The sequence below is a fragment of the Citrobacter sp. UYEF32 genome, from assembly GCF_040546205.1.
GTDB classification, from domain to species: domain Bacteria; phylum Pseudomonadota; class Gammaproteobacteria; order Enterobacterales; family Enterobacteriaceae; genus Phytobacter; species Phytobacter diazotrophicus.
This window is the reverse complement of sequence record NZ_JBEPNI010000009.1, coordinates 52,012-77,611: the sequence shown is the minus strand read 5'-3', so window position 1 is coordinate 77,611 and position 25,600 is coordinate 52,012. Positions and strand designations below refer to the sequence as shown.

At 53.7% G+C, this 25,600-nt stretch carries 23 protein-coding genes; 14 read left to right on the top strand and 9 right to left on the bottom strand.

Features of this window, described 5'->3' with window-relative positions:
* Window positions 1-105: 105 nt before the first annotated feature.
* From aegA to ABIB59_RS22705, 3 genes are all read left to right on the top strand, one after another.
* Complete coding sequence (gene aegA, locus ABIB59_RS22715) at window positions 106-2,085, top strand: formate-dependent uric acid utilization protein AegA (RefSeq protein ID WP_169038999.1); 1,980 nt, start codon at window positions 106-108, stop codon at window positions 2,083-2,085.
* 69 nt (window positions 2,086-2,154) lie between these two features.
* On the top strand, window positions 2,155-2,730 hold the full coding sequence (gene nudK, locus ABIB59_RS22710; protein ID WP_039079719.1) for a GDP-mannose pyrophosphatase NudK: 576 nt from the start codon (window positions 2,155-2,157) through the stop codon (window positions 2,728-2,730).
* 125 nt (window positions 2,731-2,855) lie between these two features.
* Complete coding sequence (locus tag ABIB59_RS22705) at window positions 2,856-3,899, top strand: DUF1176 domain-containing protein (protein ID WP_071193724.1); 1,044 nt, start codon at window positions 2,856-2,858, stop codon at window positions 3,897-3,899.
* A gap of 189 nt (window positions 3,900-4,088) precedes the next feature.
* On the opposite strand, the gene tkt is transcribed toward ABIB59_RS22705, so the two are convergent.
* Together tkt and tal are read right to left on the bottom strand one after the other, a co-directional pair.
* Window positions 4,089-6,077: a transketolase gene (gene tkt, locus ABIB59_RS22700; RefSeq protein ID WP_079496185.1), complete on the bottom strand. Its 1,989-nt coding sequence runs from the start codon at window positions 6,075-6,077 to the stop codon at window positions 4,089-4,091.
* A 20-nt stretch (window positions 6,078-6,097) separates the two neighbouring features.
* Complete coding sequence (gene tal / locus ABIB59_RS22695) at window positions 6,098-7,048, bottom strand: transaldolase (RefSeq protein ID WP_039079722.1); 951 nt, start codon at window positions 7,046-7,048, stop codon at window positions 6,098-6,100.
* 282 nt (window positions 7,049-7,330) lie between these two features.
* On the opposite strand from tal, the gene maeB reads away from it, so the two are divergent.
* Window positions 7,331-9,610, top strand: coding sequence for an NADP-dependent oxaloacetate-decarboxylating malate dehydrogenase (gene maeB, locus ABIB59_RS22690; protein ID WP_071193722.1), 2,280 nt, complete (start codon window positions 7,331-7,333; stop codon window positions 9,608-9,610).
* Window positions 9,611-10,087: 477 nt separating this feature from the next.
* On the opposite strand, the gene hemF is transcribed toward maeB, so the two are convergent.
* Both hemF and amiA read right to left on the bottom strand, forming a co-directional pair.
* Entirely contained in the window at window positions 10,088-10,996 is a 909-nt protein-coding gene (hemF, locus tag ABIB59_RS22685) for an oxygen-dependent coproporphyrinogen oxidase (protein WP_354037124.1), read from the bottom strand.
* Complete coding sequence (gene amiA / locus ABIB59_RS22680) at window positions 10,996-11,868, bottom strand: N-acetylmuramoyl-L-alanine amidase AmiA (RefSeq protein WP_071193720.1); 873 nt, start codon at window positions 11,866-11,868, stop codon at window positions 10,996-10,998. Before amiA ends, hemF begins: the two co-directional genes overlap by 1 nt.
* 212 nt (window positions 11,869-12,080) lie before the next feature.
* Here amiA and ABIB59_RS22675 point away from each other — a divergent pair, with 212 nt between their 5' ends.
* From ABIB59_RS22675 to pdxK, 10 genes are all read left to right on the top strand, one after another.
* Window positions 12,081-12,506: a GNAT family acetyltransferase gene (locus tag ABIB59_RS22675; protein ID WP_039079726.1), complete on the top strand. Its 426-nt coding sequence runs from the start codon at window positions 12,081-12,083 to the stop codon at window positions 12,504-12,506.
* On the top strand, window positions 12,493-12,942 hold the full coding sequence (locus ABIB59_RS22670) for a DUF2919 domain-containing protein (RefSeq protein ID WP_039079727.1): 450 nt from the start codon (window positions 12,493-12,495) through the stop codon (window positions 12,940-12,942). Before ABIB59_RS22675 ends, ABIB59_RS22670 begins: the two co-directional genes overlap by 14 nt.
* 62 nt (window positions 12,943-13,004) lie before the next feature.
* Entirely contained in the window at window positions 13,005-13,580 is a 576-nt protein-coding gene (locus ABIB59_RS22665) for an RpoE-regulated lipoprotein (protein WP_039079728.1), read from the top strand.
* Between the two features lie 92 nt (window positions 13,581-13,672).
* A complete protein-coding gene (locus tag ABIB59_RS22660) occupies window positions 13,673-14,572 on the top strand; it encodes a Dyp-type peroxidase (RefSeq protein WP_039079729.1) in 900 nt (299 codons plus the stop codon).
* 185 nt (window positions 14,573-14,757) lie between these two features.
* Entirely contained in the window at window positions 14,758-15,774 is a 1,017-nt protein-coding gene (locus ABIB59_RS22655) for a sulfate ABC transporter substrate-binding protein (protein WP_354037121.1), read from the top strand.
* A complete protein-coding gene (gene cysT / locus ABIB59_RS22650) occupies window positions 15,774-16,607 on the top strand; it encodes a sulfate/thiosulfate ABC transporter permease CysT (protein ID WP_079496187.1) in 834 nt (277 codons plus the stop codon). Before ABIB59_RS22655 ends, cysT begins: the two co-directional genes overlap by 1 nt.
* The gene (gene cysW, locus ABIB59_RS22645) at window positions 16,607-17,482 is read left to right on the top strand and encodes a sulfate/thiosulfate ABC transporter permease CysW (RefSeq protein ID WP_039079732.1); all 876 of its coding nucleotides are present in this window, start codon (window positions 16,607-16,609) and stop codon (window positions 17,480-17,482) included. The genes cysT and cysW overlap by 1 nt, the downstream gene beginning before the upstream one ends.
* Window positions 17,472-18,566 (top strand): sulfate/thiosulfate ABC transporter ATP-binding protein CysA, encoded by a 1,095-nt coding sequence (gene cysA, locus ABIB59_RS22640; RefSeq protein WP_071193716.1) that lies wholly within the window; start codon window positions 17,472-17,474, stop codon window positions 18,564-18,566. Before cysW ends, cysA begins: the two co-directional genes overlap by 11 nt.
* Before the next feature lie 201 nt (window positions 18,567-18,767).
* Window positions 18,768-19,682, top strand: coding sequence for a cysteine synthase CysM (gene cysM, locus ABIB59_RS22635; protein WP_039079734.1), 915 nt, complete (start codon window positions 18,768-18,770; stop codon window positions 19,680-19,682).
* Between the two features lie 2 nt (window positions 19,683-19,684).
* A complete protein-coding gene (pdxK, locus tag ABIB59_RS22630; protein WP_039079735.1) occupies window positions 19,685-20,521 on the top strand; it encodes a pyridoxine/pyridoxal/pyridoxamine kinase in 837 nt (278 codons plus the stop codon).
* A 48-nt stretch (window positions 20,522-20,569) separates the two neighbouring features.
* On the opposite strand, the gene crr is transcribed toward pdxK, so the two are convergent.
* From crr to cysZ, 5 genes are all read right to left on the bottom strand, one after another.
* Window positions 20,570-21,079 (bottom strand): PTS glucose transporter subunit IIA, encoded by a 510-nt coding sequence (gene crr / locus ABIB59_RS22625; protein WP_039079736.1) that lies wholly within the window; start codon window positions 21,077-21,079, stop codon window positions 20,570-20,572.
* Window positions 21,080-21,119: 40 nt separating this feature from the next.
* The gene (gene ptsI, locus ABIB59_RS22620; RefSeq protein ID WP_039079737.1) at window positions 21,120-22,847 is read right to left on the bottom strand and encodes a phosphoenolpyruvate-protein phosphotransferase PtsI; all 1,728 of its coding nucleotides are present in this window, start codon (window positions 22,845-22,847) and stop codon (window positions 21,120-21,122) included.
* A gap of 44 nt (window positions 22,848-22,891) precedes the next feature.
* On the bottom strand, window positions 22,892-23,149 hold the full coding sequence (gene ptsH, locus ABIB59_RS22615; protein ID WP_039079738.1) for a phosphocarrier protein Hpr: 258 nt from the start codon (window positions 23,147-23,149) through the stop codon (window positions 22,892-22,894).
* Between the two features lie 382 nt (window positions 23,150-23,531).
* Window positions 23,532-24,503 (bottom strand): cysteine synthase A, encoded by a 972-nt coding sequence (cysK, locus tag ABIB59_RS22610; protein ID WP_039079739.1) that lies wholly within the window; start codon window positions 24,501-24,503, stop codon window positions 23,532-23,534.
* A gap of 141 nt (window positions 24,504-24,644) precedes the next feature.
* A complete protein-coding gene (gene cysZ, locus ABIB59_RS22605) occupies window positions 24,645-25,406 on the bottom strand; it encodes a sulfate transporter CysZ (protein ID WP_039079740.1) in 762 nt (253 codons plus the stop codon).
* Window positions 25,407-25,600 lie beyond the last annotated feature (194 nt).

The window sequence follows — 25,600 nt, the reverse complement described above, 5'->3', positions numbered from 1 at the left end:
AAGTAACGCTTCTGGGCAAATGTACATTGCCTGCGCTGAACAGCCCAGGTAAATACATTGTTCATATAAAAAATAAGGTTTATTAAACCAGAAAAGAAGACTGCCATGAATCGTTTTATTATGGCTAACAGCCAACAATGTATAGGGTGTCGCGCCTGTGAAGTGGCCTGCGTAATGGCACATAACCAGGAACAACACGTTTTAAGCCACGAACATTTTCATCCCCGAATTACGGTCGTAAAGAATAAACGCCAGCGCAGCGCGGTAACATGTCACCATTGTGAAGCCGCTCCTTGTGCCCGCAGTTGTCCGAACGGCGCAATTAGTCGTGTAAATGATTCGGTGCAAGTTAACCAGGATAAATGCATCGGTTGTAAATCCTGTGCGGTGGCGTGCCCCTTCGGCACCATGCAGATCCTTGTCACGCCGGTCGGCAATGGCATGGTAAAAGCCACGGCACACAAATGTGATCTCTGTGTCGATCGCGCTGAAGGCCCCGCCTGTGCGCAAAACTGCCCGGCAGACGCTATTCAGGTCGTGAGCCGTGATGATCTGGCAGACCTGGCGAAGGCGCGCCGTTTACGTGCGGCCAGCCAGGAAGCTCAACCGTGGCACAGTATGGCGGCGTTGGTCCCGGCATTTAACGATCGCAAGGTCAAACAGATGCTCAAAACGTCGCCGCGTGGAGAGCCCGATAAGCTGGCACTGGCGGCGCGCAAAACCGGCTTTGCTGAAATCTATCTGCCGTTCCGCGCCGATCAGGCTCAGCGGGAAGCGGAGCGTTGCCTGAAATGCGGTGAGCACAGCGTCTGTGAATGGACCTGCCCGCTGCACAACCATATTCCCCAGTGGATTGAACGTGTAAAAGCCGGGGATATCACCGCAGCCGTTGAGTTATCGCATCAGACGAACTGCTTACCGGAAATCACCGGGCGCGTCTGTCCGCAGGATCGTCTGTGCGAGGGGGCGTGTACCGTTCGCGACGACTACGGCTCGGTCACTATCGGCAATATTGAGCGTTACATTTCCGACCAGGCGCTGGCAAAAGGGTGGCGGCCTGACCTTAAGCATGTGACAGCGGTAGATAAACGCATTGCGATCATTGGCGCGGGGCCTGCCGGTCTGGCATGCGCCGACGTGCTGGCGCGCAACGGCGTGAGTACCACTGTGTTTGATCGTCACCCGGAAATCGGCGGCCTGCTGACTTTCGGTATTCCGGCCTTCAAACTGGATAAATCACTGCTTGCGCGCCGCCGGGAAATTTTCAGCGCGATGGGTATTCGCTTCGAACTGAATTGCGAAATTGGCCGGGATATTACCCTGGACACCTTGCTTGAAGAGTACGATGCCGTGTTTGTCGGCGTCGGTACGTACCGGTCGATGAAAGCGAATTTACCGAATGAAGATGCGCCTGGCGTCTATGACGCGCTGCCGTTCCTCATCGCCAACACCAAACAACTGATGGGGCTACCGGATTCGCCGGAAGAACCCTTTATCAACACCGCCGGGTTGAATGTAGTGGTGCTGGGTGGCGGTGATACGGCGATGGACTGTGTACGGACATCGCTGCGTCACGGGGCGAGCAAAGTGACCTGCGCCTATCGTCGCGATGAGGCCAATATGCCGGGCTCGAAAAAAGAGGTAAAAAACGCGAAGGAAGAGGGGGCTGAATTCGAGTTTAACGTCCAGCCGGTCAACCTGGAGCTGGATGAATCGGGCTGTGTCACGGGGGTTCGCCTGCTACGCACGCAGTTGGGTGAAGCGGATGCGAAAGGGCGTCGCCGTCCGGTACCAATAGAGGGCAGCGAGTTTGTGATGCCAGCAGATGCCGTCATCATGGCTTTTGGTTTCAATCCGCACTCCATGCCGTGGCTGGAAACGCACGGCGTGGAGGTTGATGACTGGGGCCGTATCGCGGCGAACGTCAACAGCGCATACCGTTATCAGACCAGCAACCCGAAAATCTTCGCCGGTGGCGATGCGGTTCGCGGTGCAGATTTGGTGGTGACAGCCATGGCGGAAGGTCGTCATGCTGCACAGGGGATGATGGACTGGCTGGGCGTTACAGCGCCGAAAGGCCACTGATTACCCGTCGCGACAAAACAGACTTCGCAGCGTAATATGAGAGTGACCGTATTACGTTGTGGAGTCGGTATGTCGTTCAACATAGAAGTCATTAAAGATAAAGTCCTTTCAGATAACTATTTCATTCTTCGCAATATTACCTACGATTTGACCCGCAAAAATGGTGACGTGATTCGCCATAAACGCGAGGTTTATGACAGGGGAAATGGCGCCACTATTCTGTTGTATAACCCGGATAAAAAGAGCGTGGTCCTGATTCGCCAGTTCCGCGTCGCGACCTGGGTTAACGGTAACGAAGACGGTCGCCTGATTGAAACCTGCGCCGGTCTGCTGGACGACGATGAACCGGAAGTGTGCATTCGCAAAGAGGCCGTTGAAGAGACGGGATATGCAGTGAGTGAGGTTCGTAAGGTATTCGAGCTTTATATGTCCCCCGGTGGCGTCACCGAAATCGTCCATTTCTTTATCGCCCGCTATGACGACAGCATCCGGGCAAATAATGGCGGCGGTGTCGAAGATGAAGACATTGAAGTGCTGGAACTCCCCTTTGCGCAGGCCCTTGAGATGATGAAAAGCGGCGAGATACGCGACGGCAAGGCGGTGATTTTACTGCAATATTTGCAATCATCAGGTCTAATGGATTGATTTTACTAGGGTTAAAAAATAAATTTTAGATAAAGCTATCCGACAAATCCGATTGAGCGGCAGGCGCGGGAACACGAAGATACGCGGGTTGTGTGTTGCGATTCTCTTCCGGGGCTGTTTTATTCATGCGTTACCGCGTTTTGCTTGCTTTCATTCTGGGTGTGTGCCCGACGTCCTTCCTGTGGGCTGCACCCGCGCAGCAGGCTTTTTCCGACTGGCAAGTAACCTGTAATAATCAAAATTTCTGCGTGGCACGAAATACGGGTGAGCACCATGGCCTCGTCATGACTCTGGGACGCAGTGCCGGGGCGCAGACCAGTGCTGCTTTGCGCATCGATCTGGGCGGCAAAGAACTTCCCCCCTTAAAAGAGGCGCCCATTGCGCCACGCCTGCGCCTGGACGACAAACCGCTCGGGCTGGTCGGTCAACGCTGGCAAATCACTCCCTGGCATTTAATGACCGATAACGCACAGACCATTACGGATTTTTTGCAAACTATTCAGGAAGCCCAGGCGATCACTTTGCAAGACGGGAAGGGGACGATTTCCCTGGTTGGCCTAAAAGCGGCATTGCTGTTTATTGATGCCCAGCAAAAACGCGTCGGTAGCGAAACGGCGTGGATCAAAAAAGGGGACGATCCACCGCTGAGTGTACCGCCGGCCCCGGCCCTTAAAGAAGTCGCGCTGACTGACGCCAGCCCCTCACCGTTAACGCAGCAAGAACTCAATGACTTACTGGATTATGGCAACTGGCGGATGAATAACAGCCAGTGCTCGCTTGACCCCATGCGCCGGGAGGTCCGGGTCACGGCGTTAACGGATGATAAAGCCCTGTTGATTATTGACTGCGAAGCAGGCGCGTACAACACGGTGGATTTAGCCTGGATGGTCTCGCGGGAAAAACCGTTCTCTTCACGCCCGCTACGCTTACACCTGCCATTTACCCCTTCGCGCGGCACCAACGAACTGGAATTGATGAACGCCAGGTTTGATGAGAAAACCCGCGAGTTGACGACGCTTGCCAAAGGTCGTGGGTTAGCGGATTGCGGCGTAATGACACGTTGGCGTTTTGATGGTCAGCGCTTTCGCCTGACGCGTTACGCCGAAGAGCCTGAATGTGATAACTGGCATGGACCAGATGCCTGGCCCACCCTGTGGATCACGCGTTAAAAAAGCAAAACGCCAACAAACGTTGGCGTTTTTAGTGTTTGCACCCTCTCCCCGTGGGCTGAGTAATGAATGACGCTCAGAGCCGCATTTTCCCCCTCACCCAGGCCCTCTCCCTCAAGGGAGAGGGGACCATTCGTGCTCGCATTTTTGGTGGGGATCCCTCACCTCCGCGGGTGAGGCATCAGGCGTTTACAGCAGGCGCTTTGCCTTTTCGACAATATTCTCGACGGTGAAGCCGAAGTACGGGAAGAGCTTATCCGCAGGCGCGGATTCGCCGTAGCCAGTCATGCCGACAATCGCGCCTTTCAGCCCGACATATTTGTACCAGTAGTCGGCAATACCGGCTTCAACGGCAACGCGGGCGCTGACATCCGAAGGCAAGACCGACTCGCGGTATTGCTCATCCTGAGCATCAAAAATATCGGTTGAAGGCAGCGATACCACGCGGACTTTATGCCCCTCCTGAGTCAGTTTTTCCGCCGCTTTTACCGTGATTTCAACCTCAGAGCCGGTGGCGATCAGGATGATATCCGGCTTACCATCGGCATCTTTCAGGATATAACCGCCTTTGGCGATTGCTTTAACCTGCTCCGGTGTCCTGTCCATTTGCGCCAGGTTTTGTCGGGACAGAATTAAGGCCGTCGGGCCGGTGTGGCGTTCCACCGCCAGTTTCCAGCCAACCGCAGCTTCGACCTGATCGCAGGGGCGCCAGGTACTGAAATTCGGTGTCAGGCGCAGGCTGGCCAGTTGCTCCACCGCCTGGTGAGTTGGACCATCCTCCCCCAGACCGATAGAGTCATGGGTATAGACCATGATTTGTCGGGCTTTCATCAGCGCCGCCATACGTGCCGCGTTGCGCGCATACTCCACAAACATCAGGAAGGTGGCGGTGTACGGCACAAAGCCGCCGTGATGGGCGATGCCATTGGCGATGGCGGTCATCCCGAATTCACGCACGCCGTAGTGGATGTAATTCCCGGCTGGATCTTCTTTTAATGAGTGGGAGCCCGACCAGATCGTCAGGTTACTGGGGGCAAGGTCGGCGGAACCACCGAGCAGTTCCGGCAGGACCGGACCAATCGTATTCAGGGCATTTTGTGACGCTTTGCGGGTGGCAATTTTTGCCGGTTCCGCCTGCAGTTTCTCAATATACGCCTGGGTGGTTTGTTCCCAGTTTTCGGGCAGACCACCGCTCAGGCGACGTTTAAATTCCGCAGCCAGGTCCGGGTATGCCTTTTCATAGGCCGCAAATTTCTCCTTCCATGCCTGCTGCGCTTTCTCGCCGCTTTCGCGCGCGTCCCATGCTTTATAGATCTCTTTTGGGATCTCAAAAGCCGGGTATTTCCAGCCCAGTTTCTGACGGGTTAAGGCGACTTCTTCTTCCCCAAGTGCAGCGCCATGGGACTCTTCTTTCCCGGCCTTATTGGGGGAGCCGAAACCAATGACCGTGCGACAGATAATCAGTGACGGTTTATCTTTAACGCTTTGCGCTTCCAGAATGGCCTTTTTCACCGCCTCGGGATCGTGGCCGTCGATTTCATGTACCACATGCCAGTGGTAGGCCTCGAAACGTTTGGCCGTATCGTCGGTAAACCAGCCTTCAGTTTCGCCATCAATTGAGATGCCGTTGTGATCGTAAAAGCCGATCAGTTTGCCGAGCCCCAGGGTGCCCGCCAGCGAACTGACTTCATGCGAGATCCCCTCCATCAGACAGCCATCGCCCATAAACACATAGGTGTAGTGGTCGACAATCTCATGATCAGGGCGGTTGAACTGTGCGGCGAGCGTCCGTTCAGCAATCGCCAGCCCGACAGCGTTCGCCAGCCCCTGTCCAAGCGGACCGGTAGTGGTTTCGACGCCTGGTGTATAGCCAATCTCCGGGTGACCCGGGGTTTTCGAATGTAGCTGGCGGAAGTTTTTTAACTCATCCAGCGACAGGTCATAACCGCTTAAGTGCAGCAAGCTATAGAGCAGCATGGAGGCGTGTCCGTTAGACAGAATAAAGCGGTCACGGTCGTACCAGGTCGGGTCTGTCGGATTATGTTTTAAGAAGTCGTTCCACAGGACTTCGGCAATATCCGCCATCCCCATCGGGGCGCCAGGGTGGCCGGAATTCGCTTTTTGTACCGCATCCATACTCAGGGCGCGAATCGCATTGGCGAGCTCTTTACGAGACATAACTCTCTCCTTGCTAAGGGTTAAAATTTGGCGGCGATCAGATCTTCGAGTTTGCGCTGGTCAACGGCGAACTGGCGGATACCGTCCGACAGTTTCTCCACCGCCATTGCGTCCTGATTGTGCTCCCAGCGGAACTGCGCTTCGGTCAGAGGTTCAGGGCGCGGGAAGGTTTGCGACGGCGGAACCAATTTGCGTTCAACAACGCCTTCCTCGCCGTGCAGGGCTTTGAGCAGGTCGGGCGAAATAGTCAGTCTGTCGCAGCCTGCCAGCGCCAGGACCTGTTCCGTACGACGGAAGCTTGCGCCCATGACGATGGTCTCATAGCGATGCTGTTTAAAATAATCGTAGATATTCCGCACGGATTTCACGCCGGGGTCTTCATCCACCACGTACGGGTCCATGGGTTTACGTTGCTGATACCAGTCGTAGATACGTCCAACAAATGGAGAGATTAAAAATACCCCGGCTTCGGCACAGGCACGCGCCTGGGCGAAGGAGAACAACAGCGTCAGGTTGCACTTGATCCCCTCTTTTTCGAGGATTTCCGCCGCGCGGATCCCTTCCCAGGTTGAAGCCAGTTTGATCAGGATGCGTGATTTATCGATGCCTAACTCCTCATAGAGCTGCACCAGCTTGCGGGCTTTGGCGACGCTTTTTTCTTTATCGTAGGAGAGGCGGGCATCCACTTCGGTTGAAACACGTCCGGGGATACTTTTCAGAATTTCTTGACCGAAATTTACCGCCAGCTTGTCGCAGGCTTCTGCTACCTGCTGCTCCTGGGTTTTGCCGTGGCTTTTGCCATAGACAATTGCGTCTTCAATCAAGTGTTTAAAGTGGTCCAGCGCGGCTGCTTTCAGTAGTAGCGAGGGGTTGGTGGTTGCGTCTTCGGGTTGATAATGTCGAATGGACTCAATATCGCCGCTATCGGCTACCACGGTAGTGAACTGTTTGATGCCGTCTAAATAATTCATAGAAAAATACTCCTTAAAAAGCAAGGTGTTATAAGAATGATTTCGAGAGTGTTGTTATCGGAATCGTGTTGTGCATAACAAAAAAGCATAGCAGACGGGGAGTGTCTTGCTTTCAACGGGTTGTAACATTGGTGTTATGAATTGATGGCAATTTTTGTTATGGGTTGGTCAGAGTTTGGTTGTGTTCAAAGTTTGCGGGCGTGGCTGGGGGCATACTATGCGGCGCATCAGGACGGTTATCACGCTTCAATTATCTGAAAGATACGCGTTAAGGAACAGCAAATGGACGACCAACTCAAACAAAGTGCCCTCGATTTCCACGAGTTCCCGCATCCTGGGAAAATTCAGGTGTCTCCAACGAAGCCCCTGGCCACACAGCGCGATCTGGCGCTGGCTTACTCGCCGGGTGTTGCGGCTCCGTGTCTTGAAATCGAGAAAGATCCGCTGGCAGCTTACAAGTATACGGCGCGTGGCAACCTGGTTGCCGTCGTCTCAAACGGTACCGCCGTGCTTGGACTGGGTAACATTGGCGCCCTCGCCGGGAAGCCGGTGATGGAAGGCAAGGGCGTTCTGTTTAAGAAATTCGCCGGCATTGATGTATTTGATATCGAAGTCGACGAGCATGATCCGGACAAGCTGATCGATGTGGTGGCGGCGCTGGAGCCGACCTTCGGTGGCATCAACCTGGAAGATATCAAAGCGCCAGAGTGCTTCTATATTGAGGCAAAACTGCGCGAACGCATGAACATTCCCGTTTTTCACGATGACCAGCACGGGACGGCCATCATCAGTACCGCAGCCATTCTGAACGGCCTGCGCGTGGTAGAGAAAAATCTGTCTGACGTGCGTATGGTGGTCTCCGGAGCAGGGGCGGCGGCAATCGCCTGTATGAACCTGCTGGTGGCGCTGGGCATGCAGAAACACAACATTGTGGTATGCGACTCCAAAGGGGTTATCTACAAAGGCCGTGAAGCCAACATGGCGGAAACCAAAGCGGCTTATGCCGTGGAGGATGACGGCAAACGCACGCTGGCAGATGTGGTTGACGGCGCGGATATTTTCCTCGGCTGTTCCGGTCCGAAAGTGCTGACGCCGGAGATGGTCAAAAAAATGGCGCGTCAGCCGCTGATTCTGGCGCTGGCAAACCCGGAACCGGAAATTCTGCCGCCGCTGGCGAAAGAGGTTCGCCCGGATGCGATCATCTGTACTGGCCGTTCCGATTACCCTAACCAGGTCAACAACGTACTCTGCTTCCCGTTTATCTTCCGTGGTGCGCTGGATGTGGGTGCGACGGCGATTAACGAAGAGATGAAGCTGGCGGCGGTACATGCGATTGCCGAGCTGGCGCATGCCGAGCAGAGTGAGGTGGTGGCCTCTGCCTATGGCGACCAGGATCTGAGCTTTGGCCCGGATTATCTGATCCCGAAACCGTTCGATCCGCGTTTGATTGTGAAGATTGCCCCCGCGGTGGCAAAAGCGGCGATGGATTCCGGCGTCGCAACCCGTCCGATCGCTGATTTTGACGCCTATGTCGATAAGCTCACCGAGTTTGTCTACAAAACAAACCTGTTTATGAAGCCTATCTTCTCGCAGGCACGTAAAGAGCCAAAACGCGTTGTGTTGACCGAAGGGGAAGAGCCGCGCGTGCTGCATGCGACGCAGGAGCTGATCACTCTGGGGCTGGCGAAGCCGATTCTGGTGGGCCGTCCGGGCGTGATCGAAATGCGTATCCAAAAACTGGGGCTGCAAATTCGACCCAACGTTGACTTTGAGATCGTCAACAATGAATCGGATCCTCGCTTCAAAGAGTACTGGACCGAGTATTACAGCATCATGAAACGGCGCGGTATCTCTCAAGAACAGGCGCAGCGTGCGGTGATTAGCGATACCACGGTGATTGGCGCGATCATGGTTCACCGCGGTGAAGCGGATGCAATGATCTGCGGCACCATCGGTGATTATCATGAACACTTTAGCGTTGTGCAGGAGATCTTCGGCTATCGCGAAGGCGTGCATGCGGCCGGGGCGATGAACGCGTTGTTGCTGCCCAGCGGGAACACCTTTATCGCCGATACCTATGTGAATGAGAACCCCAGCGCTGAACAACTGGCGGAGATTACCTTGCTGGCGGCAGAAACTGTGCGCCGTTTTGGTATCGAGCCGAGAGTGGCGCTGTTATCCCATTCGCAGTTTGGTTCCTCGAAATCGCTGGCTGCGCTGAAAATGCGTGAAACGCTGGAGCTGGTGCGCGAGCGTGCACCCGAGCTGATGATTGACGGGGAGATGCACGGGGACGCCGCGCTGGTGGAGAGTATCCGCCATGAACGTATGCCGGACAGTCCGCTGAAAGGCTCGGCGAATATCCTGATTATGCCAAACGTTGAGGCTGCCCGTATTAGTTACAACTTACTACGGGTGTCGAGCTCCGAGGGGGTGACGGTGGGGCCGGTGCTCATGGGCGTATCGAAACCGGTGCATGTCCTGACGCCTATCGCCTCCGTAAGGCGTATCGTTAACATGGTGGCGCTGGCGGTGGTAGAGGCGCAGACACAGCCGCTGTAAGCTGGTTGTCGGGATTTCCCGGATGCGGCGGCTGCTTTGTCCGGGCTACGACCGGTTTTCTCCCCCTCCCCCGGGGAGAGGGTTGGGGTGAGGGGAATATGCGGCTCTGGAGGAGGGTTCCGTTCACCTTATGTTCATGGCGAAATGTCACCTTCGGACACGTGAACGGGTAAAGGGGAACACCGCGTTCCCCTTTACAATCCCCGCGGCCCCGCAAAGAAATCGGTGCTTCGCACTGCGTTCGCCTCCCGCCCCGCTGCCTGCGGTCGGTTTGACTCGACGTCCTGTCTCGACAAACCTCAGTCCGCCATCCCTGGCGGCCTGACCTTGTCATCGGGTCTTCGTCTCACCAATTTCAGCGGGGACTCAACCCCCTCGCTGTACGCTCTGCGCCAGGGGGAACAAAGATGTCGCTATGGTTGCCATGCGGGAAAACGAATCAGCCGTGGCTAAAAAGGTTGAAGACGTTCACAGTATCTACGCGGTAATCCAGTCCCGAGGTTTTATAAACGCACTTAAGGCAGCTTCCGGGCTGCCTTCTTCTGGCTGGTAGTTGTATTCCCAACGCACCAGTGGCGGCATCGACATTAAAATCGACTCTGTACGCCCGCCGGTTTGCAGGCCAAACAGCGTGCCGCGATCCCACACCAGATTAAACTCCACGTAACGTCCGCGACGATAGAGCTGAAACTCACGCTCACGCTCGCCCCATGGCATCCCCTTACGCCGCTCGACAATTGGCAGAAAGGCATCGGTATAACCTTTGCCCACGGCCTGCATAAAAGCGAAGCAGGTGTCAAAATCCGGTGTGTTCAAATCGTCGAAAAACAGTCCGCCAATCCCGCGCTGCTCGTTACGGTGCTTAAGATAGAAATAGTCATCGCACCACTTTTTATAGCGCGGATAGACCTCTTCCCCGAACGGCTGGCACAGGTCATGTGCCGTCTGGTGCCAGTGAATGGCATCTTCCTCGAAACCGTAGAATGGCGTCATATCAAAGCCGCCGCCAAACCACCAGACCGGGTCGGCGCCGGGTTTTTCAGCAATAAAAAAGCGCACATTGGCATGGCTGGTTGGCACATACGGGTTGCGCGGATGCACCACCAGTGAAACCCCCATGGCTTCGAAACTGCGCCCGGCCAGCTCAGGGCGATGCGCTGTTGCCGAAGCGGGCATTGCACTACCGGTGATATGAGAAAAGTTAACCCCCGCCTGCTCGAAAATCGCGCCATCACGCAAGACCCGGCTGCGACCGCCGCCGCCGGCATCGCGCTGCCAGTTATCTTCAACGAAAGCGGTGCCATCGAGCGCGGAAAGCTGTTGGCGAATGTCGTCCTGCAGTGACAGCAGAAAGGATTTTACATCGTGGGTATCCGGTATGGTCATCAGCGTTTCTTCGAATGGGCCTTGTGATTATCGAACCAGTTAAAGTAACTGATAATACCGTCAGCAATCGCGTTGGCTATCTTTTGGCGAAATGCGGTGGTACCAAGCAGCTTCTCTTCCTGCGGGTTGGTGATAAACGACGTTTCCACCAGTACCGAAGGGATTGACGGCGATTTCAGCACCACGAACGCCGCTTGTTCCGTATTCCGGCTGTGCAGGCGGTGCACCGGTTTAATCTGGCGCAGAATATGTGAGCCGAGCGTCAGGCTATTTTTGATGGTATCGGTTTGAACGAGATCAAACAGCACCTGCTGTAGCAAATGATCTTTATCTTTCGCTTTCTTACCCGCGAGATCATCGGCGGCGTTCTCGCGATCGGAGAGGTACTTCGCCATGGCGCTACTGGCCCCACGGTTGGACAACGCAAAGACCGATGCCCCTGCCGCGCTGGGATTGGTAAAACCGTCAGCATGAATGGACATAAACAGATCGGCACCGTGCTGATGGGCAATCTCCACGCGGTCATAAAGCGGGATAAAGGTATCGCCGGTGCGCGTTAAGCGCGCATCAATGCCCCGGTTACGCAGAATGGTGCGGACAATTTTGGCAATCGCCAGCACAACATGTTTCTCTTTCGAACCGTTGCCGCCTATTGCGCCGGTATCAATGCCGCCGTGGCCTGGATCCAGCATCACGATACGCCGTGAACCGGCTTTCTTTGCTTTCGGCTGGCTATGCCCATTGCTGGTTTTAAGAGTTGAATCGTCTTTTGCGATGGCCCGCGACATGCCTGAGAGCGTTAAAGCGGCAAGGCCGGCTTTCAGAACCTGACGACGCGAGGTGAATATTTTTAAGGGTTTGAAAGTGCTCATACAGCCTGTTCTTTTTATCCGTAGTCCCTGGAGTTATATCGTATTGGGTTTGCCGTTACGACAGTCCTTACTAAGAAATGTTTTACTTTTCATTTCAATACGTGACAGAGTGACATTATGCCATTTTCCTGCTGCGATTTCGCCGCATATTGGCTACGGCGGCTGGTCGCGCGATAATCTCTCTTTGACCGTAAAAAAGGGCAGGTAACACCATGGAAATACGTGTTTTTCGCCAGGAAGACTTCGAAGAAGTGATCACCCTGTGGGAGCGCTGCGAACTGCTGCGCCCGTGGAACGATCCGGAAATGGACATCGAACGTAAGATTAATCACGACGTCAGCCTGTTCCTGGTCGCCGAGGTCAACGGTGAAGTCGTCGGCACCGTGATGGGGGGCTATGACGGACACCGTGGTTCAGCCTACTACCTGGGGGTTCATCCGGAATTTCGTGGTCGTGGTATTGCCAACGCGTTATTAAGCCGCCTGGAGAAAAAGCTGATTGCTCGCGGCTGTCCCAAAATCAACATCATGGTACGTGAAGACAATGACGTGGTTTTGGGAATGTATGAACGCCTGGGCTATGAGCATTCAGACTCGCTAAGTTTAGGTAAGCGCCTGATAGAAGATGAAGAATATTGAGTTAACGCCTGCTGATTTTGACAGCCATGGCCGTTTGCGGCTGCCGTTTTTATTCTGGTGTGTATTGTTATTACAGGCGCGAACCTGGGTTTTATTTGTGATTGCGGCAGCGTCGCGGGGGCAGGGCGATGCGCTGTTGACCTTGTTTTATCCCGATCATGATACTTTCTGGCTGGGCCTGTTGCCCGGTGTCCCGGCCGTTTTCACGTTTTTACTGAGTGGCCGCAGGCACCTCTTGCCGCGTCTCTGGCGTCTGATGCGTCTGTTGCTGATTCTCGCGCAGGCCACGTTATTACTCTGGCAGCCACTGCTGTGGTTGTACGGAGAGGCTATCACTGGCGTGGGGCTGGGGCTTGTCGTGGCTGATATCATAGCGCTGGTGTGGCTGCTGAGTAATCCGCGATGTCAGGCCTGTTTTCACCCGGATCATCATTAACGGGCACTTTTTACTGTTCCGGCACTCCAATAGCCGTCAAGTTAACAAGAAAGGATGTAAAGATGAAATCCCTGCGTATAAGCGTCTGCGCGCTGGCACTGGCACTGTCCGGTTGTTCAACGCTCTCTTCGGTCAACTGGTCTGCAGCCTTGCCCTGGAACTGGTTTGGCTCATCCATCGAGGTGAGTGAACAGGGCGTCGGGGGGATCGCAGCGACTACTGCGCTTGATGAAAAAGCGATCAATGATGCGCTGAACGGCAATTATCACCTGCGCAGCGGGATGAAAACCGAGAAAGGCAAAATCGTCCGTTACTTTGAGGCATTGAAAGATGACAAAGTGGCGTTGGTGGTGAACGGCGAGAACGGTACCGTAAGCCAGGTGGATGTCCTCGACAGCAGCATTGAAACGGCTAATGGGGTTAAAACCGGCACCGCGTTTAGTGGGCTTTACGATAAAGCATTTGGTAACTGTGTTGCTGCAACGGGTGACGATGCCAAAGGCGTTGAGTGTAAGGCACCGGGCAGTGCGCATATTAGCTATGTGTTCACCGGCAACTGGAATGGGCCAGAAGGGTTAATGCCGTCTGACGATGCGCTCAAGGCTTGGACATTGCACAAAATTATCTGGCGCCGCTAATTTGATCCTACGCGCCGCGTCCTGAACAAAAAACGGGTACAATACGCCCATCAATGCCACGGTTGCGTGGCATCTTTTTTTCAGGAGGAATGATGTCTCAGGTTCAGAGCGGCATATTGCCAGAACATTGCCGTGCGGCGATTTGGATTGAAGCGAATGTAGTGGGTGACAAAAACGCCCTGCGTGAAGGCTGCCGGGTGTTTATCGACAAACTGGCGACCCTGCAGGCGAAATTCCCCGATGCGGCCCTCGGCGCAGTTGTTGCCTTTGGGCATGATATCTGGCGTGAGCTGAGCGGCGGTGAAGGCGCGCAAGAGCTGAAGAATTTTACACCGCTGGGTAAAGGTCTGGCGCCTGCCACACAGTTCGACGTGCTTATCCATATCCTCTCTGTGCGTCACGACGTCAATTTCTCCGTCGCGCAGGCGGCGCTGGCCGCGTTTGGCGACACCCTTGACGTGAAAGAAGAGACACACGGTTTCCGCTGGGTTGAAGACCGCGATCTGAGTGGCTTCGTTGATGGGACTGAAAACCCGGCAGGCGATGAAATTCGTCGCGATGTCGCCGTCATCAAAGACGGTGTGGATGCAGGCGGCAGCTATGTGCTGGTACAGCGCTGGGAACACAACCTCAAACAGCTTAATCGCATGAGCGTGGGCGATCAGGAGATGATGATTGGCCGCACCAAAGAGGCGAACGAAGAGATTGATGGTGATGATCGTCCGGTTACTTCGCATCTGACCCGCGTCGATTTAAAAGAAGACGGCAAGGGTTTGAAAATTGTACGTCAGAGCCTGCCATACGGCACTGCCAGCGGAACGCATGGCCTCTATTTCTGTGCCTACTGCGCGCGCTTATATAACATTGAGCAGCAATTACTGAGTATGTTTGGCGACGCTGACGGTAAACGTGATGCGATGTTGCGCTTCACCAAACCGGTAACCGGCGGCTACTACTTCGCCCCTTCTGTAGAACGTTTGCTGTCGCTGTAATTTCTTCACCTTCCCTCTGTTGCTCACCGGAATGCGGGTAGCATGGGGGGAGGGCAATCTACCCCGCATTGCTTATTCCCTTTTCAACTTCCAAAGCACCAAACGGTATATAAAACCGTTACTGGTTTCATACGCGTTATAAATAAACTGATGCTTGTATCGTCATCATCTTATAAGGGTGCGCAATGGCCGTTAACTTACTGAAAAAAGGATATCTGACGCTGGCAGCGATGACCTTACTGGTCTCCCAGGCGCAGGCAACGGAGTTGTTAAACAGTTCCTATGATGTCTCTCGCGAGCTGTTTGCCGCCCTCAATACCCCGTTTGAGCAGCAATGGGCGAAGGATAACGCGGGCGACACGCTGACGATTAAACAGTCTCACGCGGGTTCCTCTAAGCAGGCGCTGGCCATTTTACAGGGCCTGAAAGCCGACGTCGTCACCTACAATCAGGTAACTGACGTGCAGATCCTGCATGACAAAGGCAACCTGATCCCGGCGGACTGGCAGAGCCGTTTGCCGAACAATAGCTCACCGTTTTACTCCACCATGGGTTTCCTGGTGCGCAAGGGCAACCCGAAAAACATCCACGACTGGAGCGATCTGGTGCGTCCGGATGTGAAGCTGATTTTCCCGAACCCGAAAACGTCCGGTAACGCCCGCTATACCTATTTAGGCGCCTGGGGCGCGGCGGACAAGGCGGACGGCGGCGATAAAGCCAAAACTGAACAGTTCATGACCCAGTTTCTGAAAAACGTCGAAGTGTTTGATACCGGCGGCCGTGGCGCGACCACCACCTTTGCCGAACGTGGCCTGGGTGATGTGCTGATAAGCTTTGAATCGGAAGTAAACAACATTCGTAAGCAATATGAAGATCAGGGCTTTGAGGTTGTGATTCCGAAGACCAACATTCTGGCGGAATTCCCGGTGGCGTGGGTCGACAAAAACGTCGAAGCGAATGGTACTGAGAAGGCCGCGAAAGCCTACCTTAACTATCTTTTCAGCCCGCAGGCACAGACTATTATCACGGACTTCTACTACCGCGTGAATAACCCGCAGGTGATGGACAAACTGAAAGATAAATTCCCGCAGACTGAGCTATTCCGCGTGGAAGACAAATTTGGCAGTTGGACTGATGTGATGAAAACACATTTCGCCAGCGGCGGTGAGTTAGACAAACTGTTGGCGGCGGGGCGTAAGTAATGTTTGCAGTCTCCTCCAGACGTGTGCTGCCCGGTTTTACCTTAAGTCTCGGGACCAGCCTGCTGTTCGTCTGTCTGATTTTGCTGTTGCCCTTAAGCGCGCTGGTGATGCAACTGGCGCAAATGAGCTGGTCGCAGTACTGGGAGGTCGTCACTAATCCGCAGGTGGTGGCCGCCTACAAAGTGACGCTCCTGTCGGCATTCGTGGCATCGCTTTTTAACGGCGTGTTTGGCCTGCTGATGGCATGGATCTTGACCCGTTACCGCTTTCCGGGACGCACGCTGCTGGATGCGCTGATGGACTTACCGTTCGCGTTGCCCACGGCCGTTGCGGGCCTGACGCTGGCTTCGCTGTTTTCAGTCAATGGCTTTTACGGCGAGTGGCTGGCGAAGTTCGATATCAAAGTGACCTATACCTGGCTCGGTATCGCGGTGGCGATGTCTTTCACCAGCATCCCTTTTGTGGTGCGTACCGTCCAGCCCGTTCTGGAAGAGCTGGGTCCGGAGTACGAAGAGGCGGCTGAAACGCTCGGGGCAACCCGTTGGCAGAGTTTTAGCAAGGTCGTGTTGCCGGAGCTTTCCCCTGCGCTGTTAGCGGGCGTGGCGCTCTCTTTTACCCGTAGCCTTGGTGAATTTGGCGCGGTGATTTTTATCGCCGGGAACATTGCGTGGAAAACCGAAGTGACCTCGCTGATGATTTTTGTGCGCCTGCAGGAGTTTGATTACCCGGCGGCCAGTGCGATTGCGTCTGTGATTCTGGCGGCCTCGCTGCTGTTGCTGTTTTCCATCAATACGCTGCAAAGTCGTTTTGGTCGACGTGTGGTAGGTCACTAATGGCGGAAGTTACTGAATTGAAACGCTATGACAGCCCCCGCATCAACTGGGGGAAATGGTTTCTGATTGGCACCGGGATGGTAGTCTCTGCCTTCATTCTCGTGGTGCCGATGGTCTACATTTTTGTGCATGCCTTTAGCAAAGGGCTGCTCCCGGTATTACAGAATCTCGCCGATCCAGACATGCTGCACGCCATCTGGCTCACGGTACTGGTTGCGTTAATTTCGGTTCCGGTGAACCTGGTGTTCGGTACATTACTGGCCTGGCTGGTGACGCGCTTTGATTTTCCCGGGCGCCAGTTGCTGCTTACGCTGCTCGATATTCCGTTCGCGGTTTCACCGGTGGTGGCAGGTCTTGTGTATCTGCTCTTTTATGGCTCCAATGGTCCGCTGGGGCCGTGGCTTGAAGCTCATAACCTGCAAATCATGTTTGCCTGGCCGGGCATGGTCCTGGTGACTATCTTCGTCACCTGTCCGTTTGTGGTGCGCGAACTGGTGCCTGTCATGCTGAGTCAGGGCAGCCAGGAAGATGAGGCCGCCGTCCTGTTAGGCGCATCAGGCTGGCAGATGTTTAAGCGTGTAACGTTGCCAAACATCCGCTGGGCGCTGCTCTATGGCGTGGTGCTGACCAATGCGCGCGCTATCGGTGAGTTTGGCGCGGTATCGGTGGTGTCAGGCTCGATCCGCGGCGAGACGCTCACGCTGCCGCTGCAAATTGAATTACTCGAGCAGGATTACAATGCGGTGGGGTCATTTACCGCAGCCGCCCTGCTGACATTGATGGCTATTTTGACGTTGTTTTTAAAGAGTGCGCTGCAATGGCGTTTGAACAATCAGGAAAAACGCGCGCAGCAGGAGGGAAATCATGAGCATTGAGATTGCCAATATTAAGAAGTCGTTTGGTCGCACCCAGGTGCTGAATGATATCTCGCTGGATATCCCTTCGGGTCAAATGGTCGCTCTGCTGGGGCCATCGGGTTCCGGGAAAACCACGCTGCTGCGCATTATTGCGGGTCTGGAACACCAGACCAGCGGGCGTATTCGTTTTCACGGTACCGATGTCAGCCGCATTCACGCGCGCGAGCGCAAAGTGGGGTTTGTGTTCCAGCATTACGCACTCTTCCGCCATATGACCGTGTTCGACAATATCGCGTTCGGTCTGACCGTACTGCCGAAGCGCGAGCGCCCGGATTCCGCAACCATTAAAGCGAAAGTTACCCGCCTGCTGGAAATGGTCCAGTTGGCCCATCTGGCGGATCGTTTTCCGGCCCAGCTTTCCGGCGGGCAGAAACAGCGCGTTGCGTTAGCGCGTGCACTGGCGGTAGAGCCACAGATTCTGCTGCTTGATGAGCCTTTCGGCGCGCTGGATGCGCAGGTGCGTAAAGAACTGCGTCGCTGGCTGCGTCAGCTCCACGAAGAGCTTAAATTTACCAGCGTCTTTGTGACTCACGATCAGGAAGAAGCGATGGAAGTCGCGGATCGCGTGGTGGTGATGAGCCAGGGCAATATCGAACAGGCCGATGCGCCTAATCAGGTGTGGCGCGAGCCCGCTACCCGCTTCGTGCTGGAATTTATGGGTGAAGTTAATCGTCTGAAAGGCACCATCAGCGGCGGGCAGTTCCATGTGGGGGCGCACCGCTGGCCGCTGGGTTATACACCAGCGCAGCAGGGTGAGGTCGATCTGTTCCTGCGTCCGTGGGAAGTCGACATCAGCCGTCGCACCAGCCTTGATTCACCACTGCCGGTACAGGTTCTCGAAGCTACCCCTAAAGGTCATTACACCCAACTGGTGGTACAGCCGCTGGGCTGGCATAACGAGCCCTTGAGCGTGGTACTGACCGGGAATGACGCGCCAGAGCGCGGCGATCGCCTGTTTGTTGGTTTACAGAAGGCACGCCTCTACGCAGGTAATGAGCGGATTGAAAACCGCGAGGAGCTTGCTCTCGCAGAATCTGCCTGATAGGTTATTGCATCAGAAATTGTTGCCGGGTGGCGCTGCGCTTACCCGGCCTACACGGTAAATGCAAAGCAACCCTCGGGCTGTTTATAGTATTTGCACCCTCTCCCACAGGAAGAGGGTTGAGGTGAGTGCATCAGAACGCACTTGCCCGTAGGCCCGGTAAGCGAATGCGCGACCGGGCTTTTTTATTGGACAGGGTGAGTGAACAATACATTAGAGCAAACCATCGGCAACACGCCGCTGGTCAGATTGCAACGTCTTGGACCCGATAACGGTAGTGAGATCTGGGTCAAACTGGAAGGGAACAACCCGGCGGGTTCGGTCAAAGACAGAGCCGCGTTATCGATGATTGTGCAGGCGGAAAAGCGCGGCGAAATCAAACCGGGCGATGTCCTGATCGAAGCGACCAGTGGCAACACCGGTATTGCTCTGGCAATGATTGCTGCGCTCAAAGGCTACCGCATGAAGCTGCTGATGCCGGATAACATGAGTCAGGAGCGTCGCGCCGCGATGCGCGCCTATGGCGCAGAGCTGATTCTGGTCACCAAAGAGCAGGGTATGGAAGGCGCGCGTGACCTGGCGCTATCCATGGCTCAGCGCGGCGAAGGCAAGCTGCTGGATCAATTTAATAATCCCGATAACCCCTACGCACACTACACGACCACCGGGCCAGAAATCTGGCAACAAACGGCGGGGCGAATCACCCATTTTGTCTCCAGCATGGGGACGACCGGGACTATCACTGGCGTATCACGTTTTCTTCGCGAGCAAGAAAAAGCGGTCTCCATTGTTGGCTTACAGCCTGAAGAGGGGAGCAGCATTCCGGGTATTCGTCGCTGGCCTGCGGAGTATATGCCGGGCATTTTCAATGCTTCGCTGGTGGATGAGGTGCTGGATATTCATCAGCGTGATGCGGAGAATACCATGCGCGCGTTGGCGGTACAGGAAGGTATTTTTTGTGGCGTGAGTTCGGGCGGCGCGGTTGCTGGCGCACTGCGCATTGCGAAAGCAAATCCGGGAGCGGTCGTTGTTGCTATCATTTGTGATCGTGGCGATCGATATCTCTCAACGGGCGTATTTGGCGAAGAAAGCTATTCACAGGGAGCAGGGATCTAAGTATGGAAATGATCTTATTCAGGGACAAAACCCGTGCGCAGCAGACCGATATCGTTGCGGTACAGTCGCAAGTTGTCTATGGCAGCGTAGGCAACAGTATCGCGGTACCGAACATCCGTCAGCATCGTCTGAGCGTGACGGCAGTGCCTACTGTGCTTTTCAGTAATACTCCCCATTACGATACTTTTTATGGCGGCATCATTCCTGACGAATGGTTCAGCGGCTATTTGCAGGCGTTGGAAGAGCGCGATATCTTGCGCGAACTGAAAGCGGTAACAACAGGTTATATGGGCAGCGCCAGCCAGATTGCGCTTCTGGCGCAGTGGTTAAAAACGCTAAAAGAGAAACACCCACATTTGCCGGTGCTCGTCGACCCTGTCATCGGCGATATCGACAGTGGTATGTACGTGAAGCCTGAAATTCCCGAAGCCTATTGCCAACATTTGTTGCCGCTGGCGCAGGGGATTACACCCAATGTCTTCGAACTCGAAATTCTGAGCGGTAAACACTGCCGCGATATGCAAAGTGCGGTGGAGGCAGCGAAAGGGCTGCTCTCTGACACCTTGCAGTGGGTTGCCATTACCAGCGCGCCAGTCCCTTCTGATGATAACTGCATCCATGTGGTTCTGGTGACGAAGGAGAGCGTTGAAATAAGTTCTCACCCGCGTATTGCGGCGGATTTAAAAGGAACCGGGGATCTGTTCTGCTCTGAACTGGTCAGTAATATTGTCCAGGGGAAACCGTTGGCCGAGGCGGTAAATGGGGCGGGGGCGCGCGTGACTGACGTTATGCGCTATACGCTGGAGAAAGGCTACGACGAGCTGATTCTTCCGGCGTAACAAACAAAAATGGCACCGCAAGGGTGCCATTTTTATATGCATCAAGAATTACTTCTTAATACGAATAACCGGGGTTTCACCAACGGTAACGCTACCGGTCAGTTTAATCAGTTCTTTGATTTCGTCCATGTTGGAGATAACAACCGGAGTCAGGGTAGACTTGGCTTTCTCTTCCAGCAGCGGCAGATCGAATTCAATAACCGGGTCGCCGACTTTCACGCGCTGACCTTCTTCTGCGATACGTTTGAAACCTTCGCCTTTCAGTTCAACGGTGTCGATACCGAAGTGAACGAACAGCTCAATGCCGCTATCGGATTCGATAGAGAAGGCATGGTTGGTTTCAAAGATTTTGCCGATAGTACCGTCAACAGGCGCTACCATTTTGTTGCCAGTTGGTTTGATAGCAATGCCATCACCAACGATTTTCTCAGCGAATACAACATCCGGAACATCTTCAATGTTGACGATTTCGCCGGAAAGCGGAGCAACAATCTCAATGGTTCCAGTGTCTTTTTTATCATCAGAAACCAGAGATTTCAGTTTATCGAACAAACCCATGATCTTCTCCTAAGCAGTAATTTGGGCCGCATCTCGTGGATTAGCAGATTGTTTTTTCTTCAATGAACTTGTTAACCAGCGTCATTAACTCGTCCGTTGTCGGTTGGGCAAGAGCCTGCTCTGCTAAAACCTTCGCATCTTCGAAGTTAGTATTGCGAATAATCTTCTTAATGCGCGGGATAGAAATGGCACTCATACTGAATTCATCCAGACCCATCCCCAGCAACAGAAGTGTAGCACGTTCGTCGCCTGCAAGCTCACCACACATACCGGTCCACTTACCTTCTGCATGAGATGCATCAATAACTTGCTTGATGAGAGTCAGTACAGACGGCGACATCGGCTGGTAAAGATGTGAAATCATATCATTACCACGGTCAACTGCCAGAGTGTACTGCGTTAAATCATTGGTACCGATACTAAAGAAATCAACTTCTTTGGCTAAATGACGAGCAATAGTGGCGGCAGCAGGGGTTTCGACCATCACGCCAACTTCAATTGTCTCGTCAAAAGCTTTACCTTCGTCACGCAGTTCCTGTTTGTAGATTTCGATCTCTTTTTTCAGTGCACGCACTTCTTCAACAGAGATGATCATTGGGAACATGATGCGCAGTTTACCGAAAGCGGAAGCACGTAGAATCGCACGTACCTGGTCGCGCAGGATCTCTTTGCGATCCATGGCGATACGCACTGCACGCCAGCCCAGGAACGGGTTTTCTTCTTTCGGGAAATTCATATATGGCAGCTCTTTGTCACCGCCAATGTCCATGGTACGTACGATAACGGCCTGAGAACCACAGGCTTCGGCAACCGCTTTGTATGCTGCAAACTGTTCTTCTTCAGTCGGCAGGGACTCGCGGTCCATGAACAGGAATTCGGTACGATAGAGACCTACACCTTCCGCGCCGTTACGCTCAGCGCCTGCGACGTCGCGCACGGTACCGATGTTGGCACAGACTTCGACCTGGTGGCCGTCCAGCGTGATGGCGGGCAGGTCTTTCAGTTTAGCCAGTTCGGCTTTCTCTTCGGCTACCTGAGCCTGCGTGTTACGCAGCGTCTCAACTTCTTGTTCGGTCGGGTTAACGTATACTTTGTTGTTAACCGCATCGAGAATCAGATAGTCGTCATTTTTTACCTGAGAGGTGACGCTGCCGGTACCCACAATCGCAGGCAGTTCCAGAGAACGCGCCATGATGGAGGTGTGGGAAGTACGGCCACCCATGTCAGTAATGAAACCGAGGACCTTGTTCAGGTTCAACTGTGCGGTTTCTGACGGGGTCAGGTCAGCGGCAACCAGAATCACTTCGTCCTGAATAGCGCTCAGGTCGATGATAGGCATGCAAAGAATATTGCGCAGCAGACGCTTACCGATATCACGTACGTCAGCCGCACGTTCTTTCAGGTATTCATCGTCCAGCTCTTCAAGGGCAGTCGCCTGACCTTCGATAACTTCATGAGCCGCCGCGTCGGCAGTCATGTGCTTATCTTTAATCAGGGCTATGATTTCCTGCTCCAGCTCCTCATCTTCGAGCAACATAATGTGGCCTTCGAAGATAGCTTCTTTTTCTTCACCGAAAGTTTCGCCAGCTTTCGTTTTGATCGCTTCAAGCTGCGCTGATGCCTTGGCACGACCGCTCAGGAAACGCTCAACTTCCTGGTCAACCTTATCGGCAGAAATTTTTTTCCGGTCAATGACGATTTCGTCTTCTTTCAGCAGAAGTGCTTTGCCAAAAGCGATACCCGGGGATGCTAAAATGCCTGAAATCATAACCCTACCTTACTTGTGACTGATCTTTAAAAGAACCCGGGAAATTACTCGAGTTCTGCCATCAGTTTAACCAGATGTTCAACTGCTTTTTGTTCGTCTTCGCCTTCTGCGGTCAACGTCACGACAGTACCCTGAGTCAGGCCCAGAGTTTGCAGTTTGAACAGGCTTTTTGCGCTGGCGCTTTTGCCGTTGGAAGTCACAGTGATCTCAGAAGTGAAGCCTTTCGCTTCTTTAACAAACTGAGCAGCAGGGCGGGTGTGCAGACCGTTCGGAGCGGTAATGGTAACTTCTTGCTGGAACATTGTATTTCCCCAACTTATAGGTTTAGTGTTGTGGAACTAAAGTCTAGCCTGGCGGCTGGACTTTAGCCTGTATCGTTAGCGCCGGCGTTACGGTATACGACTCAGAAGCGTGGAAAACACGATCCGGTGCTGGCGCTTCTGGCCTTTGACGTTTCGCACGTCATTAAACATTATGCAGCGAAAGCGAGAATTGAACCAAATCATAAAATCGATTCAGCTTCGTGAAATCAGAAACCGATTAATTTCGCGCATCAAAATAAATGTGATGGTTAAATACCAGACCCGAGGAGTCTAATCAATGCCAGGAGGGGTGAAACTTTGATGTGCTCCACAAAAAAGCACCTTCTCAGGTGCTTTTTTGCGCTTTTTTAACAATCTGGCATCACTGTTGCAGTTCTTTTTCAGTAAACAGATCGGCAAACAACGCGGTGCTCAAATAACGCTCACCGGAGGATGGCAGGATAACCACAATATTCTTGTTAGTAAAGGTTTCATCTTCCTGCAGTTTCAGTGCAGCGGCGACGGCAGCACCGGAAGAGATGCCCGCAAGAATACCTTCTTCTTCCATCAGACGGCGTGCAGTACTGATCGCTTCTTCATTGGTAATTTTTACCACTTTGTCGATCAGTTTTAAATCAAGGTTGCCCGGAATGAAACCAGCGCCAATCCCCTGGATTTTGTGCGGACCTGGTTTCAGCTCTTCGCCTGCCAGCGCCTGGGAGATAACCGGGGAATCGGTCGGCTCAACCGCTACGGTGATCAGGTCTGATTTGCCTTTTGTGCCTTTAATATAGCGAGACACGCCGGTCAGCGTACCGCCGGTGCCCACGCCAGAGATAAATACGTCCACCTGACCGTCGGTATCTTCCCAGATTTCCGGGCCCGTGGTTTTTTCATGAATTTCCGGGTTAGCCGGATTGCTGAACTGCTGCAGCAGGAGATATTTAGAGGGATCGCTGGCGACAATTTCTTCCGCTTTCTGAATCGCGCCTTTCATGCCTTTCGCGCCTTCGGTCAGCACCAGATTCGCGCCCAGCGCTTTGAGCAGCTTACGGCGTTCGATGCTCATGGTTTCAGGCATTGTCAGGGTCAGTTTATAACCGCGAGCTGCGGCAACGTATGCCAGTGCGATACCGGTGTTGCCACTGGTTGGTTCAACCAGTTCAATACCCGGTTTCAGCACGCCGCGTTTTTCGGCATCCCAAATCATATTGGCACCGATACGGCATTTAACGCTGAAGCTCGGGTTACGGGATTCTACCTTTGCCAGGATGCGTCCATTACCGATGCGGTTCAGTCGAACCAGCGGCGTGTGACCGATAGTCAGCGAGTTATCTTCAAAAATCTTACTCATGGCCTGTCCTTAACTGTATGAAATTTGGGAACCACCCCAGCATACCCACTTACTGTCCCTGGGGAAGTAAGGAATTCGCATATCTATATGCTGAGCCGAAATAATGGTAACCAGTATGGAATAAGAACCGGAATAATTCCTTTAGCGCCAGGCGGCGTTCTTTTCACGATAACAGTCGACCCACATTGCTGTTGCACCGCAGACTGCAACTGGCATCACGACCAGATTCAATACCGGAATCAGGGTGAACAGGCTGGTAAGCGCGCCAAATTGCATGTTCGTTACCTTACGTGTCCGCAAGGCGACGCGCATCTCTTTGAACGGCACTTTGTGATTATCAAACGGGTAATCACAGTACTGGATGGCCAGCATCCAGGCGCTGAACAAAAACCACAGCACAGGCGCGACGGTTTGACCGATACCCGGAATGAAATAGAGCAGTAATAAAACGAGCGCGCGTGGCAGATACCAGGCAAGCTTCTGCCATTCGCGCTTCATAATACGCGGGATATCTTTAATGATGGCGGATACGCCGGCATCGGGCGGCGTCGCACCGGTTAAGCGGGCCTCAAGCTGTTCGGCGAGCAGGCCATTGAACGGTGCGGCAATCCAGTTGGCGATAGTGGAGAAGAAATAGCTGAACACCAGCAGGATTGACACAACCGCAATTGGCCAGAGCAAATAGCTGAGCCACTGTAGCCAGTCAGGAACATGGCTCATAAGCGCGGGGATCCAGTTGTCGAGGCGGGTAAATAGCCATGCAAAAGCGCTCCCCATCAATATGATATTGACGAGAAGCGGCAAAATGACGAAACGGCGAATGCCCGGCAGCGTGATGAGCTTCCAGCCTTGAGAAAAATAGAAAACGCCGCTGCGTGATGAGGTTGGGGAAGATGAAACCATAGCCGGGCAATACTCCTTTTATTACAGCCAGAAAAGCAAAAACCTATATTATCTGTTCGCAGGTGAAAAAACCCGTTCGGAAATGTTCGAAAAAACAGCAAAAAGCACAATTTCGTTCATCTTTATGCTGTGAAAGGCATGTGTACACTTGCACTTGACGTAATCGGCAAATACTCTTAGTGAGTAAATGTTTG

Excerpts from the sequence above, each read along its gene's own strand:
- aegA (WP_169038999.1), top strand. The coding sequence starts at position 106 with ATGAATCGTTTTATTATGGCTAACAGCCAACAATGTATAGGGTGTCGC.
- nudK (WP_039079719.1), top strand. The coding sequence starts at position 2,155 with ATGTCGTTCAACATAGAAGTCATTAAAGATAAAGTCCTTTCAGATAAC.
- ABIB59_RS22705 (WP_071193724.1), top strand. The coding sequence starts at position 2,856 with ATGCGTTACCGCGTTTTGCTTGCTTTCATTCTGGGTGTGTGCCCGACG.
- tkt (WP_079496185.1), bottom strand. The coding sequence starts at position 6,077 with ATGTCTCGTAAAGAGCTCGCCAATGCGATTCGCGCCCTGAGTATGGAT.
- tal (WP_039079722.1), bottom strand. The coding sequence starts at position 7,048 with ATGAATTATTTAGACGGCATCAAACAGTTCACTACCGTGGTAGCCGAT.
- maeB (WP_071193722.1), top strand. The coding sequence starts at position 7,331 with ATGGACGACCAACTCAAACAAAGTGCCCTCGATTTCCACGAGTTCCCG.
- hemF (WP_354037124.1), bottom strand. The coding sequence starts at position 10,996 with ATGACCATACCGGATACCCACGATGTAAAATCCTTTCTGCTGTCACTG.
- amiA (WP_071193720.1), bottom strand. The coding sequence starts at position 11,868 with ATGAGCACTTTCAAACCCTTAAAAATATTCACCTCGCGTCGTCAGGTT.
- ABIB59_RS22675 (WP_039079726.1), top strand. The coding sequence starts at position 12,081 with ATGGAAATACGTGTTTTTCGCCAGGAAGACTTCGAAGAAGTGATCACC.
- ABIB59_RS22670 (WP_039079727.1), top strand. The coding sequence starts at position 12,493 with ATGAAGAATATTGAGTTAACGCCTGCTGATTTTGACAGCCATGGCCGT.
- ABIB59_RS22665 (WP_039079728.1), top strand. The coding sequence starts at position 13,005 with ATGAAATCCCTGCGTATAAGCGTCTGCGCGCTGGCACTGGCACTGTCC.
- ABIB59_RS22660 (WP_039079729.1), top strand. The coding sequence starts at position 13,673 with ATGTCTCAGGTTCAGAGCGGCATATTGCCAGAACATTGCCGTGCGGCG.
- ABIB59_RS22655 (WP_354037121.1), top strand. The coding sequence starts at position 14,758 with ATGGCCGTTAACTTACTGAAAAAAGGATATCTGACGCTGGCAGCGATG.
- cysT (WP_079496187.1), top strand. The coding sequence starts at position 15,774 with ATGTTTGCAGTCTCCTCCAGACGTGTGCTGCCCGGTTTTACCTTAAGT.
- cysW (WP_039079732.1), top strand. The coding sequence starts at position 16,607 with ATGGCGGAAGTTACTGAATTGAAACGCTATGACAGCCCCCGCATCAAC.
- cysA (WP_071193716.1), top strand. The coding sequence starts at position 17,472 with ATGAGCATTGAGATTGCCAATATTAAGAAGTCGTTTGGTCGCACCCAG.
- pdxK (WP_039079735.1), top strand. The coding sequence starts at position 19,685 with ATGGAAATGATCTTATTCAGGGACAAAACCCGTGCGCAGCAGACCGAT.
- crr (WP_039079736.1), bottom strand. The coding sequence starts at position 21,079 with ATGGGTTTGTTCGATAAACTGAAATCTCTGGTTTCTGATGATAAAAAA.
- ptsI (WP_039079737.1), bottom strand. The coding sequence starts at position 22,847 with ATGATTTCAGGCATTTTAGCATCCCCGGGTATCGCTTTTGGCAAAGCA.
- ptsH (WP_039079738.1), bottom strand. The coding sequence starts at position 23,149 with ATGTTCCAGCAAGAAGTTACCATTACCGCTCCGAACGGTCTGCACACC.
- cysK (WP_039079739.1), bottom strand. The coding sequence starts at position 24,503 with ATGAGTAAGATTTTTGAAGATAACTCGCTGACTATCGGTCACACGCCG.
- cysZ (WP_039079740.1), bottom strand. The coding sequence starts at position 25,406 with ATGGTTTCATCTTCCCCAACCTCATCACGCAGCGGCGTTTTCTATTTT.